The sequence below is a fragment of the Variovorax sp. LARHSF232 genome (assembly GCF_052871435.1).
In genome coordinates, this window is record NZ_JBIXJS010000003.1 from 324993 (window position 1) to 342749 (window position 17757).

Consider the following 17757-nt stretch of genomic DNA (forward strand, 5'->3'; position numbering starts at 1 on the left):
CGCCGCAGGGCTCGGGCGCAAGATTCGCATTGGAGGGCTGTCTCAGACCTTATTTGCCTGGAACACCTGCGCTACCTCATCGCCAGAGCGCAGCCCAGTACCAGCAATGCCAGCCAGAGCGTTTCGACAACGATAAGCAAAAGGGGCTGCCAACCCGCTTGGGCCAGTTGGGCGAACGACGTCTTCATGCCCAGTGCGGCAATCGCGATCACAAGGCAGGCACGGGACACATGGTTCAGTGACTCTTGCACTGGTGGACTGATCAGCCCGAAAGAGTTCACTGCCACCATCACGATGAACAGCCAGAGAAACCACGGCACAAGAGTCTGGCGAACGGGAGCGCTGTCGTCGGGAGACAGATCACCCGCTGCACGGGCGCGCTTGAACGCGGCCGATACCACGACGACGACGAGTGTCAGCATGGCAACGCGAAAGAGCTTCACGACGGTGGCGATGTCGCCCGTTTGGTGATCGATCGTGTAGCCGGCACCCACCACTTGCGCGACGTCATGGATCGTGCCGCCGAGAAACAGGCCGGCAAGTTCGGGCGAGAGGTGAAGGAACTTGGCGACCAGCGGATAGACCACCATTGCGATGGTCGACAGCACGGTCACCGTGACCACGACCATCAGCGTGAATCGGTCGCTGTCCTTGTCACGGGGCAGCACGGCCGAAATCGCCAGGGCCGCCGAGGCGCCGCATATGGCGACCGCGCCGCCGGAGAGCGTGGATTGGGCGTTGCTCATGCCGAAGCGACGACCGATGAGGACCGCCATCGAAATGGTTGTCACGACGCCCAGGCCGACCACTGCGGCGGTCATCCAGCCAAGTCCGGCGATCTGCGCAGCCGTGATCCGGGCGCCCAGGAGGCCGACGCCAAGACGCAGCAGGGTTCTCGAGCAGAAGTCGATGCCTGGCTTGCTCTTCGCATCGTTGCTCAGATGATGCAGTGCCACACCGAAGAACAGGGCGTACAGCAGTTGAGGTCCGCCATGCATGGTGGCCATGAACGTCGCTGCCATGGCGAGCAGGCCGGACAGGCCGAAGCCCGGCCACAACCGCGAGACATGACCCGCTCCATCGCTGCAACGCGCGACAAGGCCAGTGGAAATCAGCGACGCAGGTGACATCCCAATCCGGTCACGCATGCGCGATGGGAGGATCGAATGCGGTGATGGGCGGGAGGGCGCCATCGAAGCGCTCCATCTGCACCGTCGCGAGTTGACCTGCGCATCCCTGGGCCAGCGACGATGTGCCGATGTCTCGCGTGAGCACGTTGGGATTGCCGTGCACGCACATCGGCCGGCCCCGCTCGTCGATCGCGGGGTCGTACCACGCGCCAGTGGGAAGTTGAATCACGTCTTCGCGCATGCCTGCATCCAGATGGGCGCTCGCCAGGCAGGCGCCGATCTCGTTGTACAGGCGAACGATGTCGCCTTCGGCAATGCCGCGCGCGGCAGCTGCCTTCGGATGCATGGTGCACACCTCGCGGCCCCGGCGCTTGCTGGCCTGGCTGTGGCCGCCGAAGTCCAGTTGGCTGTGAAGCTTGGTGTGCGGCTGATTGGCCACCAGCCAGAGCGGGTGTTCGGCGGTGGGCGCGTACTTGAAGGGGAGCCAGACGGGGTGGCCCGGACAGTCGGCATAGTCGAAGGCGGCCACAGTGGGTGAGCTGATCTGAACCTTGCCGCTGGGCGTGGGCAAGGGGTTCCTCCGTGGATCCCGGCGGAAAGCGCGCAGCACGCCGCCATCGTCCGCCTGTTGCGGCAGGGTGATCTCGCCGCGCTCCCAGAAGGTCTCGAAGCTCGGGGCCTGCAGGCCCATGTCCTGCAGGCCCGTGCGGGTGCGTTCGAAGAGATGGGCCAGCCATTCCCGCGCAGTGCGGTCTTCGCTGAACTCGCTGCGCTTGCCCATGCGTTCGGCCAGATCGCAGAAGATGTCGTAGTCGTCTTTCGCCAGCCCATGGGGTTCTGCGATGCGATGCATCGCCACCATCAGCGGGTCTGTCGGCGTCGCGCCGATGTCCTCGCGCTCGAGGGTCATTGTGCACGGCAGCACGATGTCGGCATGGCGCGCGGTGGCAGTCCAGGCGCTCTCGTGGACGATGAATGTGTCCAGCCTTCGAAAGGCTTCGGCCAAGCGATTGAGATTCTGATGGTGATGAAAAGGATTGCCGCCGGCCCAATACGCCAGGCGGATGTGCGGATACCGGCGCCGCACGCCGTTGTAGTCGAAGGGCTCGCCGGGGTGGAGCAGCATGTCCGAGACGCGTGCGACCGGAATGAAGTCGCTGACGCCATTCGTGCCCTGGGGCAGTGCAGCCGCTGCCACCGCGTTGTTGCGCTTGCCGTAGTGGGCCAGTGTGCCGAGTGCATAGTTGTAGCCGCCGCCGGGCAGGCCGATCTGGCCGAGCGCTGCGGCCAGAACGACACCCATCCACACGGGCTGCTCGCCATGTTCCGCGCGTTGAAGCGAATGCGAGACGACCACGAGCACGCGCTTGCCCGCGAGTGCCCGTGCCAGGCTGACGATGCGCTGCTGGTCGATGCCGCACAGCGGAGCCGCCCAGGCCGCCGACTTCGGCGTGCCATCGCTGCGGCCCATCAGGTAGTCTTCGAACGTGTCCCAGCCATCGCAGTAGCGATCGATGAAGTCGGTGTCATGCAGGCCGCTCTCGACAAGCGTATGGACCAGGGCCAGCATGAGGGCGGTGTCCGTTCCCGGCGTCACGGGCAGCCAGTCAAAGGCGGCCTCGTCGGGAAGGTCGCTCTTTTGCGGGCTGATCGAGACAAAGCGGCAGCCACGTTCGGCCGCTGCTCGCATGGCGTCGCGCTCGATGTGTCGGCTGATGCCGCCCGACGCCACGCGCGAGTTCTTCAATGCCATGCCGCCGAAGCACAGGACAAAGTCCGAGTGCTCGACGATCTGTTCCCAGGTCACGTTGCGTCGGGCGACTTCCTCCATGCTTGCGATCACATGGGGCAGCAAGGGCAGGGCCGCGCCCGCGCTGTAGTTGTTGACCGAGCGCACATAGCCGCCCAGAGTCACGTTCAAAAAGCGATGAACCTGGCTTTGCGCGTGATGGAAGCGGCCGGCGCTCGACCAGCCATAGCTGCCGCCGAACACCCCCTGCGGACCGTGTTTGTCCTTCACACGCTGAAGTTCCTTGGCCAGCAGGTCCAGCACCTCGTGCCAGCTCATCGGGACGAAGGTGTCGCTTCCGCGGCGCGTGTCGGGCCAGGGGCCCTGTTCCAGCCAGCCTTTGCGAACCATGGGGGATGCCACCCGCACCTTGTGGCGCAGCGCACCCGGAAAGTTGTCGATGAGCGGATTCGGGTCGGGGTCGCCGGGGTGCGGCTTCACGGACAGCGTCTTCCCATCCCAGGCCGCAGAGAAGACGCCCCAATGTGCGCTGTGTGGCTTGTAGCCTGCCATGCCCGCGCTCACTCGGCGCGGATCTTGGCCTTGGCGATCAAGGCCGCCCACTTGGCGCGCTCGGTGGCCATGTGGTTGCCGAATTCCGCCGGGGTGCTCGATGCCGCATCCATGCCCGCACCCGCCAGTTGCTTGCGCACTTCGGGCCGGGCCATGACCTTGGCCAGCGCGCCATTGAGCTTGCCGACGATGGCCGATGGCGTCGACGCCGGTGCGACCATGCCGTACCAGTTGGACAGGTCGTAGCCGGGCACACCCGACTCGGCCATCGTCGGTGTATCGGGGAACAGGCGAGAGCGCTTGGCACTGGTTTGCGCGAGCAGGCGCAGCTTGCCGCCTTCGACCAGTGACATGGCGGACGGATCAGAGAAGGTGACCGGCACCACACCGCCGATCACGTCGGTGAGCAGTGGGGCGGTCCCCTTGTAGGGCGCGTGAGTGAGGTGGATGCCCGCCAGGATGTTGAGCTGCTCCGCCGCGATCTGCCCGATGGTGCCGACGCCGCCGGATGCGTAGTCGATCTGGGCGTTCGGTGCCTTGGCTGCGGCCAGCAGGCTGGCGACGTTCGTGTAGGGCGTGCTCATGCCGGTGACCAGCAGATTGGGCATGGTGACCATCAAGCTGACGGGCGCGAAGTCCTTGGCAGGCTCGTAGTTGAGCTTGCGCAGAGAGGGCCAGATCGTGAAGGAGCCAGGCGTCGCGAGGTACACGGTGTAGCCGTCGGACGGCTGCTTTGCCACGTATTCGGTGGCCAGCAGGCCACCCGCACCGGGCCGGTTTTCCACGATCACGGTGCCGCCCAGTTCCTTGGCCAGCGGCACGGATACAGCCCGGGCAAGCACATCCGCGCCACCACCGGGCGGGAAACCCACGACGATGCGGATGGGCTTGCCGGCTTCGGGCCAGCCTTGCGCATGCGCAGCGCCGCTTGGCAGAAGAACCCAGGCCGCGGCGACGCAGCAAAGACCCGCAGCCAGCAGCGGCCGGCGACCGGTTCGTGGAATGGACGTCGAGGAGAGGCTTGGAACAGTGTTCATGGCAATTTGGGACAGTGGAGCGGCCGCGGGTGCCGCTGGAGCTTCAAAAAAGCGGAGGCCTGGAAAGCGGAACCAGGTCAGGCGACGCGGGGCAATTGGCGGTCGGCCCATTCCCATGCGACAAATGCAAGGCGCTCGCCGGTGTGCACCACGGGGTCGCTGCGCAGACCGATCAGGATGCCGTCGCGCTCGAAGGCGGGCACCGGTGTGGCACTGCCGTCCATCCCCAACAGTTCACCCATCGATTGGCCCTTCTTCACCAGCTCACCGGCTTGGCAGCGCGGCACGAACAGGCCACCTTCCTGTGCCGTGACCCAGCCGCGGCGACTGACGGTGCGCAAACCGGCAGGGCTTGGCGCCTGCGTGCCGGGCAGGATGCCCATCTGCTGCGCAAGTGCGGCGAAGCCGCGCTCGGCCAGCGCCACATTGGCCGGTTGAAGGCGACTGCCGCTGCCAAGTTCCAGCATGAAGGCCAGCGTGCCTGCAGCCAGGCACTGGTAGTCGAGCGCGCCGGAGATGTTGCCGGGCAGCTCGCCCTTGCCCCCCACGTCCTGGCGGCATGCCAGATGAGGGTGAAAACAGGCCATCGCAGCAAGCAACTGCTCCTCGGTGATGCCGCTTTCGGGGTGATGCTTGTAGACGGTGTAGGGCTGTGCGTCGAACAACGGGTTCATCGTGTGCAGATTGATCAGCACATCGGCCACGCCCTTCACCTCGGTCATGAGTGCATGCGCCACGCGCTCCGTGATCAGTCCGTTGCCGTTGCCTGGATAGCTCTGATCAAGGTCAAGTTCGTCATAAGGGTTGCGCTTGCGTCGCGCATCCAGCGCCTGCGGATTGCCGGTCGGCGTCACGACCAGGTTGCCCGCCATGCGCGCGGGGTCCAGCCCGCGGGCAAAGCGCAGCGCAGCGACCATGCCGTTGATCTCGTCGCCATGCACCTGCCCGTGCAGCCAGAGCGTGCGCCCGGGGTGCGCCCCACGCAGCGCAACATAAGGCAGGGACACCTCGGCACCAGAGGCCATCGATCCGACACGCAACCGACCCGAGGTGCGCGCGGCACCGTCCCCGGACTTCAACCAATCACCCACGATGCCCATGAAGCAATCCCCTCGCAAGAAACAGCGGCCAGGCCGGAAGTTGCGCGGCCCGCAATCAAGGGCTGGGCCGCGTCGATGTCATCGTAGGGTCCGCAGGAGCCTGGTTCCAATTAGCTTGCAACAGCAATCCATTAAGGACGCTGATGCATTCGTCGAAGGCGTGCGCTCAGACGCGGGGCGGACGCTCGCGGTGGGCGTCGGTGCGCAGCAGACGCATCTGGCTTTTCAGGCTCTCGAACACCTCCCGCGTCACGGGGTTCACGACGTGGCTGCGCACGTACAGGTGGTAGGTGAGGTCGGGCAGGCGCGGCATGCCGTCGTTCAGGCCCAGCACGCGCAGGCCCGCGTCGAGCTGTTCCACCCCACGCGCCGTCACCCCCAGGCCAGCGCGCAGCGCGGCCTTGATGCCGATCAGGCTGCTCGAGGTGTAGCGCGGAGTCCAGGCGATGCCCACGGCGTCGAGCGCCTCGCGCCCCATGCGCCGGAAGATGCTCGGCCCGTCGGCTTCGATCAGCGGGATCGGCGCGGCCTGATCGTGCAGATAGCTCGCGCTGCACAGCCACACGGTCGGCGAGGTGCGCAGCACGACGCCTTCGAGTTCGGGATCGACGCGGTTGGAGATCGCCATGTCGATCTCGCCGCGCTTGAGCGATTCCATCAGGAAGGGACTGCGCCCGACGTGGATGTCGAGCTGCAGCAGCGGCGAACTGCGCGCCACCTCGGTCAGCAGGGGCGGCAGCATGGTGTCGGCGACGTCGTGCGGAGCGCCGATGCGCAGCACGCCCTCGAGCCGACCCTGCTGGAAATTGCGGATCGCCTCGTCGTTGATGGCCAGCAGGTGGCGCGCATAGGTCAGCAGCCGCTGACCGTGGTCTGTCAGCTTCTTTTGCCGGCCCTGCTTCTCGAAGAGCGGGTGACCGATCTGTTCTTCCAGGCGCTGCATCTGCTGCGTCACCGCGGACTGTGTGCGTTCGAGGTGGACCGCCGCGGCGGCAAAGCTTTCGTGCGAGACGATCGCGTCGAGCGATCGCAGCAGTTCGAGGTCCAGGGTCTTCATCCATTAATCTTATTGATGGATTCGCTGCCCGCGCTGGATTGTTCGCAATTCCCGACCTGCCTAAAGTGTCAGCTCGCAAGTCAACGCAGGAGATCCCTTGAGCAACCCATCCCCCCAACGAGACGAGGCCGTGGTCGCGTCGATCGACCGCATGAAGCAGGCCACGCGCGCGGGCGAGCCGACACGCGAGAAGCTTGCGGACGTGCTGGACACGCTCGTGGCGCTGGCCGCGCGGCGAGAGCTCTGGTCCGAGGCTGATTTCCCCGCGCCCGAGGCGGGCGAGCACCAGGCGCGCTACCTGATCGCCGAGGATCCCGACCAGAGCTACGCGCTCTACCTGAACGTGATGCGCCCGGGCAAGCGCATCGTGCCGCACAACCACACCACCTGGGCCTGCATCGCCGCCGTGGAGGGCACCGAGCACAACCGCGTCTACGAGCGCCTCGACGACGGCAGCGTGCCAGGCGTCGCGAAGCTCGCCGAGACGGGCTGCGTGGTGGTCGCCCCTGGCACCGGGATCGCGCTCATGCCCGAGGACATCCACTCGGTCGAGATCCAGGGCGACCAGGTGATCCGCCACCTGCACATGTACGGCCGCGCGCTCGAGACCCTCGACCAGCGAACCGGCTACGACCTCGAGAAGGGCACCTGCCAGACCATGGGCATTGGCGTGCAGACCCGCCGCTGACGCCTCCCTGCTGATCGCGGCAAGTCGTGTGCACGGCCAGTCCGGGTCGTGCACTGCATGGCCGCGGCCGAGACCCTTCCATCTTCACGTCCCTTCGTTCCCATGCATCCACAGATTGACGCCCGAACCCTCAAGACCTGGTCACACGACGGCGCCGAACTGGCGCTGCTCGATGTCCGCGAGCACGGCCAGTACGGCGAATCCCACCTGTTCCATGGCACGCCGCTACCCTACAGCGTGCTCGAGACCGAGGTGGCGCGACTGGTGCCGCGGCGCTCGACGCGCATCGTGGTGTACGACGACGCGGGCGAAGCCAGCGGCGTCGCGCAGCGCGCTGCCGCGCGCCTGGCCTCCCTGGGCTATGCCGACGTGTCGGTCCTTCGCGGTGGCACGCAGGGCTGGACGGCCGCCGGCTACCCGCTGTTCGCGGGCGTCAACCTGCCTTCGAAGACCTTCGGAGAGCTGGCCGAACAGGTCTACCACACGCCGCGCGTGAGCGCCGACCGGCTGGCCGCCATGCTCGAGCGCGGCGAGCCGGTGGTCGTCCTCGACGGACGTCCGGTGAACGAGTTCCGCAAGATGAACATCCCGACCGCGATCTGCTGTCCCAACGGCGAGTTGCCCTACCGGATCCGGCACCTCGTGCCCGACGACGCGACACCCATCGTGGTCAACTGCGCGGGCCGCACACGCAGCATCATCGGCGCGCAGACCCTGATCAACCTTGGCCTTCCCAATCCAGTCTATGCACTGGAGAACGGCACCCAGGGCTGGTACCTGGCGGACCACGCCCTCGAGCACGGCGGCCTGCGCCGCTACGACGACGCGAGCGGCAGCGCCGTGCTGAAAGAACAGGCGGTGGCCCTGGCACGGCGCTTCGAGGTGCCGTTCGTCGACGCCGGCACGGTGGCGCGCTGGGCCGACGATCCGCAGCGCACGCTGTTCCTCTGCGATGTCCGGACGCCGGAAGAATTTGCGCGCGGCAGCTTGCGGGGAGCGCAACACACGCCCGGCGGGCAGCTGATGCAGGCCACCGACCAGTTCGTCGGCGTGCGTGGCGCGAGGCTCGTGCTGCTGGACGACGACGGCGTGCGTGCGCCCACGGTGGCAAGCTGGCTGCGGCAGATGGGCCACGACGCCTCGGTGCTTGTCGACGGCCTCGACAGCGGCCTGGCGATTGGCCCGACCGTCATCCCCGGGCCACCGCCGCTCGCGACGATCGGCGTCCAAGCACTGGCGCAGCTTCTTCGCGACGGCGAAGCCGCGGTGCTCGACCTGCGGTCGAGCATGCAGTTCCGCGCCGCGCATATCGCGGGCGCGCGCTGGTCGATCCGTCCACGGCTGAACGATGCGCTGGCGGGCGAGACCCGGCGTTTGGTGCTGGTCGCCGACCGGCCGCAGGCAGCTGGATGGGCGGCCGCCTCGGACTGGCCCGCGACCCTGCCCGCGCCCGTGCTGCTCGAGGGCGGCATGAATGCCTGGCAGGACGCCGGCCTGCCGATCGAGCAGAGCCCTGCGCTTCCGACCGATACCGAGTGCATCGACTTCCTGTTCTTCGTGCACGACCGGCACGACGGCAACAAGGAAGCCGCGCGCCGCTACCTGGCTTGGGAAACCGGCCTGGTCGCGCAACTCGATGCGCAGGAGCTCGCGGCATTCCGCTTGCCTGCAACCGTCCTGTCCTGATTCACCGGAGCTCATGATGACCCTTGCCGCATTGCCCCGCCCCCTCTCGTTGTCGCTGCACCCGTCCCGGTCGACGCCCCTGCGCCGACTCGCAGCCTTCGCCGTCTTCTCGGGTGCCCTCGCGATGACCGGCGCACCGCCCGCCGTCGCCGAAGTGCTCGCCGCACGCGACGGCTTTCCGGCCCAGCCGATCCGGTTCATTTCGCCGTTCCCGGCCGGCGGCGGCAACGATGCCACGACCCGCTTCGTCACCACGCGCCTGCCCGAGGTGACCGGCCAGCCGGCGCTGGTCGAGAACCGAGGTGGCGCGGGAGGCAACATCGGGGCCAAGGCGGTCGCCGACGCACGTCCCGACGGCTACACGCTGCTCACCGCGCAGGTCTCGCTGATGGCGGTGAACCCGACGCTCTATGCGTCGGCAGGCTTCGATCCGCTGAAGAACTTCGTGCCGGTCACGCAGATCAACGCGGCGCCGCTCGCGATCGTGGTGCCGGCCGATTCGCCGCTCAAGGACTTCGACGAACTGGTCCGGCGCAGCAAGGCCGAGCCAGGCCGCCTGACCTACGCTTCGCCGGGCAACGGCACCCTGTCCCATCTGGTCGGCGTGGTGCTGCAGAAAGAAGCTGGTGCGCAGATGACGCACGTGCCCTACAAGGGCGCGGCGCCCGCCATCACGGACCTGATGGGACATCAGGTGGACGTGCTGGTGACCTCGACCGCCTCGGTGGCCGGCATGGTCCAGAACGGCAAGCTGCGCGTGCTGGCGGTGACCAGCCCGCGCCGCATCGGCGTGTTCGCCAAGGTGCCGACACTCGAGGAGCTCGGCTACAAGAACACGCGCTTCGAGGACTGGTACGGTGTCTTCGCGCCCGCCGGCACGCCGCGCGAACGCGTGGCCTACCTCCATGAGGCGATCGTGCGGACGCTGCGCATGCCGGAGGTCACGCGGCTGATCACCGATGGTGGCAGCGAAGTGGTCGGCAACTCGCCTGAGGAGTTCGGGGCGCTGCTGCGCCGGGACATCGATCGGTGGTCCAGCGTGGTGAAGCTCTCGGGCGCACGGGTGGACTGAAGGACGCGACGCAGGATCGACCCCATGCCTATCCCTCACCTCGCCCGCCCGGACCTGCAATTGCAGACCCGCCTCCTGCACGCCGGACACGCCCCGGTCTTCGACGGCGGCCACGCCGTCAACCCGCCCCTGGTCCGCGCCAGCACCGTGCTGTTCGACAACGTCGCGCAGCAGCGCGAGATGCGCGCGCGCCGCGCAGACGAGCGCCTCTTCACCTACGGCGCGCGCGGCACGCCCACCACCTTCGCGCTCGAGGACATCGTGAGTGAACTCGAAGGCGCTTATCGTACGAAGCTGTTTCCCACGGGCCTGGCCGCGATCGGCATGACGCTGCTGGCCTACCTGAAGCCCGGCGACCATGTTCTGATGTCCGACAGCGTCTACGGGCCTGCGCGCGCGCTGACGGAGAGTTTCCTCAAGCCGTACAACATCGACTGCACCTTCTTCGCCGCCGACGGCAGCGATGTCGAAGGCAAGTTCCGTCCGGAAACGCGCTTGGTCTATGCCGAGTGCCCGGGCTCGCTGGTCTACGAGATGTGCGACCTGCCGCGCATCGTCGAACTCGCACACGCGCGTGGCGCGCTGGTGGCGGCGGACAACACCTGGGGCTCGGGTGTGCAGTACCGGCCGCTCGCATTGGGGGCAAACATCTCGGTGATGGCCGCCACCAAGTACCTTTCGGGCCATTCGGACGTCATGATGGGCACCGTGGCCACCACGCGTGAGGCCTGGGAGCCCCTCGCTACCCGTAGCGATGGTTTCGGCATGACGGTCAGTCCGGACGATGCATGGCTCGTCATGCGCGGTACGCGCACGCTCGCCGCACGCCTGCAGATGCACGAGCGCCACGCAATGGTCGTTGCCCAATGGCTTCAGGGTCGACCCGAGGTGAAGACTGTTTTCTGTCCGGCATTGCGCGAGCACCCAGGGCACGAAATCTGGCAACGGGATTGCACCGGCACGAACGGACTGCTGTCCTTTGAACTCATGCCGGGTACCAACGCGCAATCGGTTGACGGCTTCATCGACAGCTTGCGGCTTTTCGGCCTGGGCGCCTCATGGGGCGGCTATGAGAGCCTGGTGACCGAAGCGCATATGCAGCGCGCACGGAGCGTTGCGGATTGGAGCCAACGAGGGCCGGTGATACGTCTGCACATCGGCTTGGAGGATCCCCAAGACTTGCTGGAGGACCTGTGCAATGGCTTCTCCGCGCTGCAGCCGTAGCGTTTGGAAGTCCCTCCGTTCGTTAACGGAGGGGACGACCATGATGTCTAGGCCTGCCCGAGGTAGGCGCGCTCCAGCGCCGGGTCGTCGCGCAAGGCCTCGGCCGTGTCCGCATGGACGATCTCGCCGGACTCCATCACGTAGCCGCGGTCGGCCACCGCCAACGCCAGCGCCGCCATCTGGTCCACCAGCAAGATGGTCATGCCCTGGTCGCGCAGGTCGGCCAGCACCTTGAACAACTCGTTGATCAAGGCCGGCGCGAGCCCCAGCGAGGGCTCGTCCAGCAGCAGCACCTTCGGCTTGGCGATCAGGCCGCGCGCGATCGCCAGCATCTGCTGCTCGCCGCCCGACAGCAGGCCGGCGCGGCCATGCATGCGCCGCGCGATCGACGGGAAGCGCTGCACCATCGCCTCCACCTCGCCGGGCTCGAGGTCGGTGCGGGTGTAGGCGCCCATGCGCACGTTGTCCAGCACCGAGAGCTCGGGGAACACCTGCCGTCCCTCGGGCACCAGCACCAGCCCCTCGCGGGCGATGCGGTGCGGCGCGAGCTTGCCGAGCTCTTTGCCGACGAACATCACGCTGCCCGCCGAAGGCTTGAGCAGCCCCGACAGCGATTTCATCAGCGTCGACTTGCCCGCGCCGTTGGCGCCCAGCACCGCGACCAGCTCCCCCTGGTCGAGCGCCAGCCCCACGTCATGCAGCACCTGCGTGCCGCCGTAGCCGGCGTTCACGCCCTTGACCACCAGCAGCTGATCCGGTGCCGGCCGCCAGCCCGGTGCGCGCGGACGGGTCGAGAACTGCGCGCCGCCCAGGTAGGCCTCGATCACGGCCTTGTCGGCGCGCACGGCTTCCGGTTTTCCGTGCGCCAGGCGCCGGCCGGCGTCGAGCACCACGATGTGGTCGGAGATGCCCATCACCAGCGTCATGTCGTGCTCGATGAGCACCACGGCCAGGCCGGCGTCCGCGATGGTGCGCAGCAGCTTGGCCAACGCCACCTTGTCGGAATGGTTGAGGCCGGCGGCCGGTTCGTCGAGCATGAGCACGCCGGGCCGCAGCGCCAGCGCGCGGGCGATTTCCAGCAGGCGCTTGTCGATGTGGGCCAGGTCGCCGGCCAGGCGCTGCAGGTCGCCGCGGTAGCCCACGTATTCCAGCAGCGCGCGCGCCCGGTGCACGGCCGCGCCGGCCGCGTCGGATTCCAGGTCATTCACCGGCGAATGCAGCGCGCCGCCTTCCATTGCCACCAGCAGGTTCTCCAGCACGGTCATCTGGTCGAACAGCTGCGGCGTCTGGAAGGTGCGCGCAATGCCGGCGCGCGCCACCTTGAACGCCGGCTGGCCAGCCAGCTCCGCCGCGCCCAGCCGCACCGCGCCGCCGCTGGGACGGTAGAAGCCGCAGATCAGGTTCAGCAGCGTGGTCTTGCCGGCACCGTTCGGGCCGATGATGCTGGTGACCTGCCCGGCCTTCATGCGCGTCGACACGTCCGCCACCGCGCGCAGCCCGCCGAAGGTGATGCCCAGCGCGTCGATCTCGAGCGCCTCCCGCGTCGGGCGGGCGCCCACCAGCAGCTGCGCGGACACCGGCGCCGGCGCCGGCTCCTCGGGCCGCGCGCGGCTCCAGCGCCGGGCCAGCGCGCCGGCCACGCCGCTGGGCGCGAAGCGCAGCACCGCCAGCAGCAGCACGCCGAACAGCAGCACGCGGTACTCGGCCAGGTCCGACAGCGCCTCGGGCAGCGCCACGACGATGGCGGCCCCGATCACCGGCCCGTAGGTGCGGCCGGAGCCGCCAATGACCACGGCCAGCACGAACAGGATCGACTGGAAGAACGAGAAGGCGCTGGGCGTCACGAAGGTGGTGGCGGCCGCGTAGAAGGAGCCGGCCACGCCCGCCAGCACAGCCGAAAGCGTGAAGGCCAGCGTGCGCACCGCCAGCGGGTTGACGCCCATCGAGCCGGCGGCGATCTCCGAGTCGCGCACCGCGCGCATCGCCAGGCCCCAGCTGCTGCGCACCAGCAGCTTGTAGAACACCAGCGTGGCCAGCATTAGCACCACCGCCGCAATGGCCACCCCGCGCTCGCCGAGCGACCAGCCGGCCAGCGCCGGGTACGGGATGTTCATCAGCCCGTTCTGCCCGCCGGTCACGTGCTCCCATTCGACTGCGGTGAACTCCACCACGAAGCCGAAGGCGATGGTGACCATGGCCAGGTAGGGCCCCTTCACCCGCAGGGCCACCAGGCCGAGCAAGGCGCCCAGCACGCCGGTGATGAGCATGCTGACAGGCAGCGTCCACCAGAAGCTCCAGCCCAGCTTGGTGCTGAGCGCCGCCGTCGCGTACGCGCCGATGGCGTAGAAGCCGACGTGGCCGAAGGAGACCAGCCCCGTCAGCCCCATCAGCACGTTCAGGCCGACACCGACGATGACGGTGAGTGCGCCGATGATCAGCAGGAACAGGTAGTACTGGTCCGCCAGCGCGGCGAAGGCGAGCGTGGTCGCGGCCAGCGCCAAAAGAATGGAATCGCGCGGTGCATTCATACCTTTTTCACCCCCGCCTTGCCGAGCAGCCCGTGCGGCCGGACGGCCAGGGCAAAGATCACCAGGCCGAAGGCCAGGATGTTGGTGTAGGCCGACCCCAGCATGGAGGTGATGAGCGCCTCCACGATGCCGAAGATGAAGCCCGCGAGCACCACGCCGCGCGCGCTGCTCAGCCCGCCCAGGATGGCCACCGCGAAGGCCTTCACGCCGAACAGCGTGCCCATCTCTGCCGACACCGAAAAGAGCGGCGCGATGAGGATGCCCGCGATGCCCGCCAGCACCGTCGATGCGGCGTAGCAGTACATCACCGTGCGCGGAACGTCCACGCCCATCAGACTCGCGGCCTGCGGGTTCTGCACGACGGAGAGCATGGCCTTGCCGTACTTCGTGCGGGTAGAGAACGCATGCAGGCCCGAGGCGACCCCGATGGCCACGACCAGGATGGCGATCTGCAGTGGCGAGACCGCCAGGCCGCCGACCGAGAAGGCCTCACCCGAGACCGGCAGCACCAGCGAGCGCGGCTCCTTGCCGAAGGTGAACATCACCGAATGCTCGAGGATGATGCCCACCGCGATGGTCGCCATGAGCCACGCGTTGGAGCCGGCGCGCACGAAGGGCCGCACCGCCGTGCGCTCGATCAGCATGCCCCACAGCGCGCACAGCGCTAGCGCGGCGACAATCGCCAGCCCGATCGGCCAGCCCCAACTGGCCGAGAACACGTAGCAGAGCACCGCGCCCAGCATGAGCGAGGTGCCGTGCGCGAAGTTGACCGTGTTCGACACGGCAAAGGTGATGTGAAAGCCCAGTGCCAGGAGGCCATACATGCCTCCCATGCACAGGCCCGAGACGAGTGCCAGTGATATCAATTTTTGTCTCCATCATTTCTAGTTGCCCAACCTGCACTTCAGAGCGCTGCCACCGCGCCGTCGGAACGCGGATCGGCCGCGCCCGAGATCATTCCGTTCGGGTGGCGCACCAGCGCGCCCGCATGGCCGACGAAATCCGAAAAGCCACTGATGAGTTCCACGTCGTGGCCTGCGTCGCGCAGCGCCGCCACCACGGCCGGATCGAGCCGGTCCTCGACCTTCAGGCTCACGCTCATCTGGCCCCAGGTGCGGCCCAGCAACCAGCGCGGCGCGGTGACGGCCTGCTGCAGATCCTGGCTGAACATCGCGTAGCGGCTGAAGACAGCGGCCTGGCTCTGCGGCTGGCCGTCGCCACCCATGTTGCCGTAGACCATCTCGCGCCCGTCGGAGAGCCGCGCCAGCGCCGGGTTCAGCGTGTGGAAGGGCCTGCGCCCCGGCGCGAGCGCGAGGTGCGAAGCGGGGTCCAGCGAGAAGCTCGAGCCCCGGTTCTGCCAGTTGACGCCCGTGTCCTGCAGCACCACGCCCGAGCCGAACTCCCAGTAAACGCTCTGGATGTAGCTCACCGCGCAGCCCTCGCTGTCCATTGCGCCCATCCAGACCGTGTCGCCCTTGATGGCCGGTTCGGGCCAGGGGAGTGCGCGCGCCGGGTCGATGGCCTCGGCGCGCTCGTCCAGCGCCGCGCCGCGCAGGAAGTCGGCCGGGTCGACCGTCATCGCTTCGGGGTCGCAGACATGGCGGTTGCGCACCAGAAAGGCCTGCTTGGTCGCCTCGACCAGGCCGTGCACATGCGCAAAGCCGTCGGCTGCCGCGCCGTGCCGGATGCGATCGAAGATCGCCAGAATCATCAAGGACGCGAGCCCTTGCGTGGGCGGCGGCATGTTGTATGCCGTGCCGACCGAAAGCTCCACCGCCAGCGGCGCGACGAGCGAGGCATGGTGGCGCCGCAGGTCTTCCACGCGCAGCGGGCTGCCCAGGCGCTCGAGCTCCGCGGCCAGGGCATGCGCGAGTTCTCCGCGATAGAAGTCGGGCAGGCCGCGGCGTGCCAATTGCTCCAGCGTGGCCGCGAGCGCCGGAAAGCGCTGCACGCTGTGCGCCGCCGGCAGGTCGCCGTCACGCAGGAAGGTCTGCGCGAAGCCGGGCTGCGGTGCCAGCTCCTCACGGAACTTCTGCGTGTAGTCGACCTGGCTCTGCGTGACCGGCGCACCGTTGCGCGCATACCAGATGGCGTCCTGCAGCACGCGCGACAGCGGCAGCGAGCCGCCGGCATGCTCCAGCGCGGCCTGCCAGCCAGACACCGCGCCAGCCACCGTGTTGGCCGCCAGCGGCCCGCGCGCGGGAATCGCATCGTGCCCGGCGTCGCGGTACCACTCGCGCGTGGCCAGGCCCGCGGCGCGCCCGCAGGCCTCGATGCCCTGCGGCGGTTTGCCCGGCCGGCTGACGAGCCAGAAGCCGTCGCCGCCGATGCTGTTCATGTGCGGATAGACAACGGCGATGACCGCGGCCGCCGCCACCATCGCCTCGACCGCATTGCCGCCGTCGCGCAGCACGCCGGCGCCGGCCTGCGCGGCCAGGTGGTGGGGCGCGGTCACCATGCCGCGCGGGGAACTGAGCGCCCTCAGCATGCCGACCGCTCCTGGGTCTGCGCCAGGGCCATCACCGCCTGCGTGAAGCAGTCCATCGGCGAGCGCACGATGCCCGCGCCGATCTGCCCCACGCCGGCCTGTTTGTGCGCGATGCCGGTGGTGACCACCGGCCGGATGCCGTTGTCCACCACCTTGCGCACGTCGATGCCGCACGGCGCGCCGGCGAAGTCCAGGTTGGGCAGCGACAGCGCCGCGTTGCGCGCGGCCGTGATCTCGTACATCTCGCGCGAGTAGCCCACTGCCTGCGCCACCGTGCCGCCCACCAACTGCACCAGCGCTGGTGAGGCCGCGAGCGAGGAGCCGCCGTAGCCGGCCGTCTCGCAGATCGCGCTGTCGCCCAGGTCGGGGTTGCCGTCGGCGGCAACGAAGCCGGGGAAGTACAGGCCCTGGGGCATCTCCGAGGGCGACTGGAACCACTGCTTGCCCAGGCCGCTGACGCGCACACCCGTGGTCACGCCGTTGCGCGCGATGGCGGTGACGATGCTGCAGTTCTCGATGCCGTGCACGGCGTCCATCGTGGCCTTGGACGAGCTCATCGACAGGTTCAGGAAGAACTGCGAGTTGCCCGCGATGAACGCCAGCGTCTCGCGCACCGGCCCGCGGTCGCCGGGCGAGTCGGCCAGCGGCACCGAGATGGCGGCCAGGAATTGCAGCGTGGCCGCGGCATTGCGGCTGTGGACCTCGTCGCCCATGAGCAGCGCCTGGGCCTGGATCGCCCGCAGGTCCAGCCCGCCGATGCGCCGCACCGCCGTCTGCAGCGTGGGCGCCAGCACGTTCTCGATCCAGCGCAGGCGGTCGATCACGTCCTGCCCGTTGGCGCCGAAGCGCAACACGCGTCCGATGCCTTCGCTCATGTTCGAGTAGGCCATGTTGCCGAAGGTCTCGTTGCGCACCACGAACAGCGGCATCGACGACGAGATCACGCCGGCCATCGGCCCGACGGCACCGTAGTCGTGGCACTGGGCGAACTTGAAGTCTCCGCGCGCGAGCATCGCCTCGGCCTGGCTCTCGGAGTCGGCCCAGCCTTCGTACAGCACCGCGCCGACCATGGCGCCGCGCATCGGGCCGCACATCTTGTCCCAGGCGATCGGCGCGCCCGCATGCAGCAGCGTGCGCCCCATGTCCGGCCACACGTCGCGCGCGTGCAGCGCCACGTCCACCAGCATCGGCTGCGCGGCGGTGATCCGCGCGACCGCTTCCTTGTTGGCGCGGTCGATACGCGAGCCGATGCAGTCGGGGTCGTCGGCATCACCGGCCAGGCCGGCCAGCGCCCAGGCCAGCGCGGCATCGCCATTGCCCGGCGGCTGCCAGTCCAGTTGCAGGGCCTGGCCGCCGCTGTCGGCCACGCTGCGCGTGAACGATTCGAGGCCCACGTTGATCACGCTGAGATGGGGTTGCGCCAGAAGCTCGACACTCATGTTTTC

At 68.2% G+C, this 17757-nt stretch carries 13 protein-coding genes; 4 read left to right on the forward strand and 9 right to left on the reverse strand.

Going from position 1 to position 17757, the window contains the following annotated elements:
- Positions 1–71: 71 nt before the first annotated feature.
- The 5 genes from ACIPRI_RS10370 to ACIPRI_RS10390 all read right to left on the reverse strand — a co-directional run bounded on the left by ACIPRI_RS10370 (position 72) and on the right by ACIPRI_RS10390 (position 6626).
- Positions 72–1148, reverse strand: coding sequence for a YeiH family protein (locus tag ACIPRI_RS10370; protein WP_446621350.1), 1077 nt, complete (start codon positions 1146–1148; stop codon positions 72–74).
- Positions 1141–3432: a molybdopterin guanine dinucleotide-containing S/N-oxide reductase gene (locus ACIPRI_RS10375; RefSeq protein WP_446621351.1), complete on the reverse strand. Its 2292-nt coding sequence runs from the start codon at positions 3430–3432 to the stop codon at positions 1141–1143. The genes ACIPRI_RS10370 and ACIPRI_RS10375 overlap by 8 nt, the downstream gene beginning before the upstream one ends.
- Positions 3433–3440: 8 nt before the next feature.
- Entirely contained in the window at positions 3441–4469 is a 1029-nt protein-coding gene (locus ACIPRI_RS10380) for a Bug family tripartite tricarboxylate transporter substrate binding protein (RefSeq protein WP_446621352.1), read from the reverse strand.
- Between the two features lie 77 nt (positions 4470–4546).
- Positions 4547–5494: a M14 family metallopeptidase gene (locus ACIPRI_RS10385; RefSeq protein ID WP_446621353.1), complete on the reverse strand. Its 948-nt coding sequence runs from the start codon at positions 5492–5494 to the stop codon at positions 4547–4549.
- A 241-nt stretch (positions 5495–5735) separates the two neighbouring features.
- Positions 5736–6626 (reverse strand): LysR substrate-binding domain-containing protein, encoded by an 891-nt coding sequence (locus ACIPRI_RS10390; RefSeq protein ID WP_446621354.1) that lies wholly within the window; start codon positions 6624–6626, stop codon positions 5736–5738.
- Between the two features lie 151 nt (positions 6627–6777).
- Between ACIPRI_RS10390 and ACIPRI_RS10395 the strand changes: the two genes are divergently transcribed.
- From ACIPRI_RS10395 to metC, 4 genes are all read left to right on the forward strand, one after another.
- Entirely contained in the window at positions 6778–7314 is a 537-nt protein-coding gene (locus tag ACIPRI_RS10395) for a hypothetical protein (RefSeq protein ID WP_446621700.1), read from the forward strand.
- Between the two features lie 102 nt (positions 7315–7416).
- Positions 7417–9000, forward strand: coding sequence for a rhodanese-like domain-containing protein (locus tag ACIPRI_RS10400; RefSeq protein ID WP_446621355.1), 1584 nt, complete (start codon positions 7417–7419; stop codon positions 8998–9000).
- A gap of 124 nt (positions 9001–9124) precedes the next feature.
- Positions 9125–10072, forward strand: a complete 948-nt coding sequence (locus tag ACIPRI_RS10405) for a Bug family tripartite tricarboxylate transporter substrate binding protein (RefSeq protein ID WP_446621701.1) — start codon at positions 9125–9127, stop codon at positions 10070–10072.
- 24 nt (positions 10073–10096) lie between these two features.
- The gene (metC, locus tag ACIPRI_RS10410; RefSeq protein ID WP_446621356.1) at positions 10097–11296 is read left to right on the forward strand and encodes a cystathionine beta-lyase; all 1200 of its coding nucleotides are present in this window, start codon (positions 10097–10099) and stop codon (positions 11294–11296) included.
- Between the two features lie 47 nt (positions 11297–11343).
- Here the strand turns inward: metC and ACIPRI_RS10415 are convergent, their stop codons facing one another.
- From ACIPRI_RS10415 to ACIPRI_RS10430, 4 genes are read right to left on the reverse strand one after another with little or no spacing between them, the layout of a single operon-like run.
- On the reverse strand, positions 11344–13824 hold the full coding sequence (locus ACIPRI_RS10415; RefSeq protein ID WP_446621357.1) for a branched-chain amino acid ABC transporter ATP-binding protein/permease: 2481 nt from the start codon (positions 13822–13824) through the stop codon (positions 11344–11346).
- The gene (locus ACIPRI_RS10420; RefSeq protein ID WP_446621358.1) at positions 13821–14690 is read right to left on the reverse strand and encodes a branched-chain amino acid ABC transporter permease; all 870 of its coding nucleotides are present in this window, start codon (positions 14688–14690) and stop codon (positions 13821–13823) included. The genes ACIPRI_RS10415 and ACIPRI_RS10420 overlap by 4 nt, the downstream gene beginning before the upstream one ends.
- Positions 14691–14728: 38 nt before the next feature.
- Complete coding sequence (locus ACIPRI_RS10425; RefSeq protein ID WP_446621359.1) at positions 14729–16312, reverse strand: gamma-glutamyltransferase family protein; 1584 nt, start codon at positions 16310–16312, stop codon at positions 14729–14731.
- On the reverse strand, positions 16306–17751 hold the full coding sequence (locus tag ACIPRI_RS10430; protein ID WP_446621360.1) for a DUF1116 domain-containing protein: 1446 nt from the start codon (positions 17749–17751) through the stop codon (positions 16306–16308). Before ACIPRI_RS10430 ends, ACIPRI_RS10425 begins: the two co-directional genes overlap by 7 nt.
- Positions 17752–17757 lie beyond the last annotated feature (6 nt).

Coding starts and splice junctions, on each gene's coding strand:
- ACIPRI_RS10370 (WP_446621350.1), bottom strand. CDS start 1,148: ATGCGTGACCGGATTGGGATGTCACCTGCGTCGCTGATTTCCACTGGC.
- ACIPRI_RS10375 (WP_446621351.1), bottom strand. CDS start 3,432: ATGGCAGGCTACAAGCCACACAGCGCACATTGGGGCGTCTTCTCTGCG.
- ACIPRI_RS10380 (WP_446621352.1), bottom strand. CDS start 4,469: ATGAACACTGTTCCAAGCCTCTCCTCGACGTCCATTCCACGAACCGGT.
- ACIPRI_RS10385 (WP_446621353.1), bottom strand. CDS start 5,494: ATGGCCTCTGGTGCCGAGGTGTCCCTGCCTTATGTTGCGCTGCGTGGG.
- ACIPRI_RS10390 (WP_446621354.1), bottom strand. CDS start 6,626: ATGAAGACCCTGGACCTCGAACTGCTGCGATCGCTCGACGCGATCGTC.
- ACIPRI_RS10395 (WP_446621700.1), top strand. CDS start 6,778: ATGAAGCAGGCCACGCGCGCGGGCGAGCCGACACGCGAGAAGCTTGCG.
- ACIPRI_RS10400 (WP_446621355.1), top strand. CDS start 7,417: ATGCATCCACAGATTGACGCCCGAACCCTCAAGACCTGGTCACACGAC.
- ACIPRI_RS10405 (WP_446621701.1), top strand. CDS start 9,125: ATGACCGGCGCACCGCCCGCCGTCGCCGAAGTGCTCGCCGCACGCGAC.
- metC (WP_446621356.1), top strand. CDS start 10,097: ATGCCTATCCCTCACCTCGCCCGCCCGGACCTGCAATTGCAGACCCGC.
- ACIPRI_RS10415 (WP_446621357.1), bottom strand. CDS start 13,824: ATGAATGCACCGCGCGATTCCATTCTTTTGGCGCTGGCCGCGACCACG.
- ACIPRI_RS10425 (WP_446621359.1), bottom strand. CDS start 16,312: ATGCTGAGGGCGCTCAGTTCCCCGCGCGGCATGGTGACCGCGCCCCAC.
- ACIPRI_RS10430 (WP_446621360.1), bottom strand. CDS start 17,751: ATGAGTGTCGAGCTTCTGGCGCAACCCCATCTCAGCGTGATCAACGTG.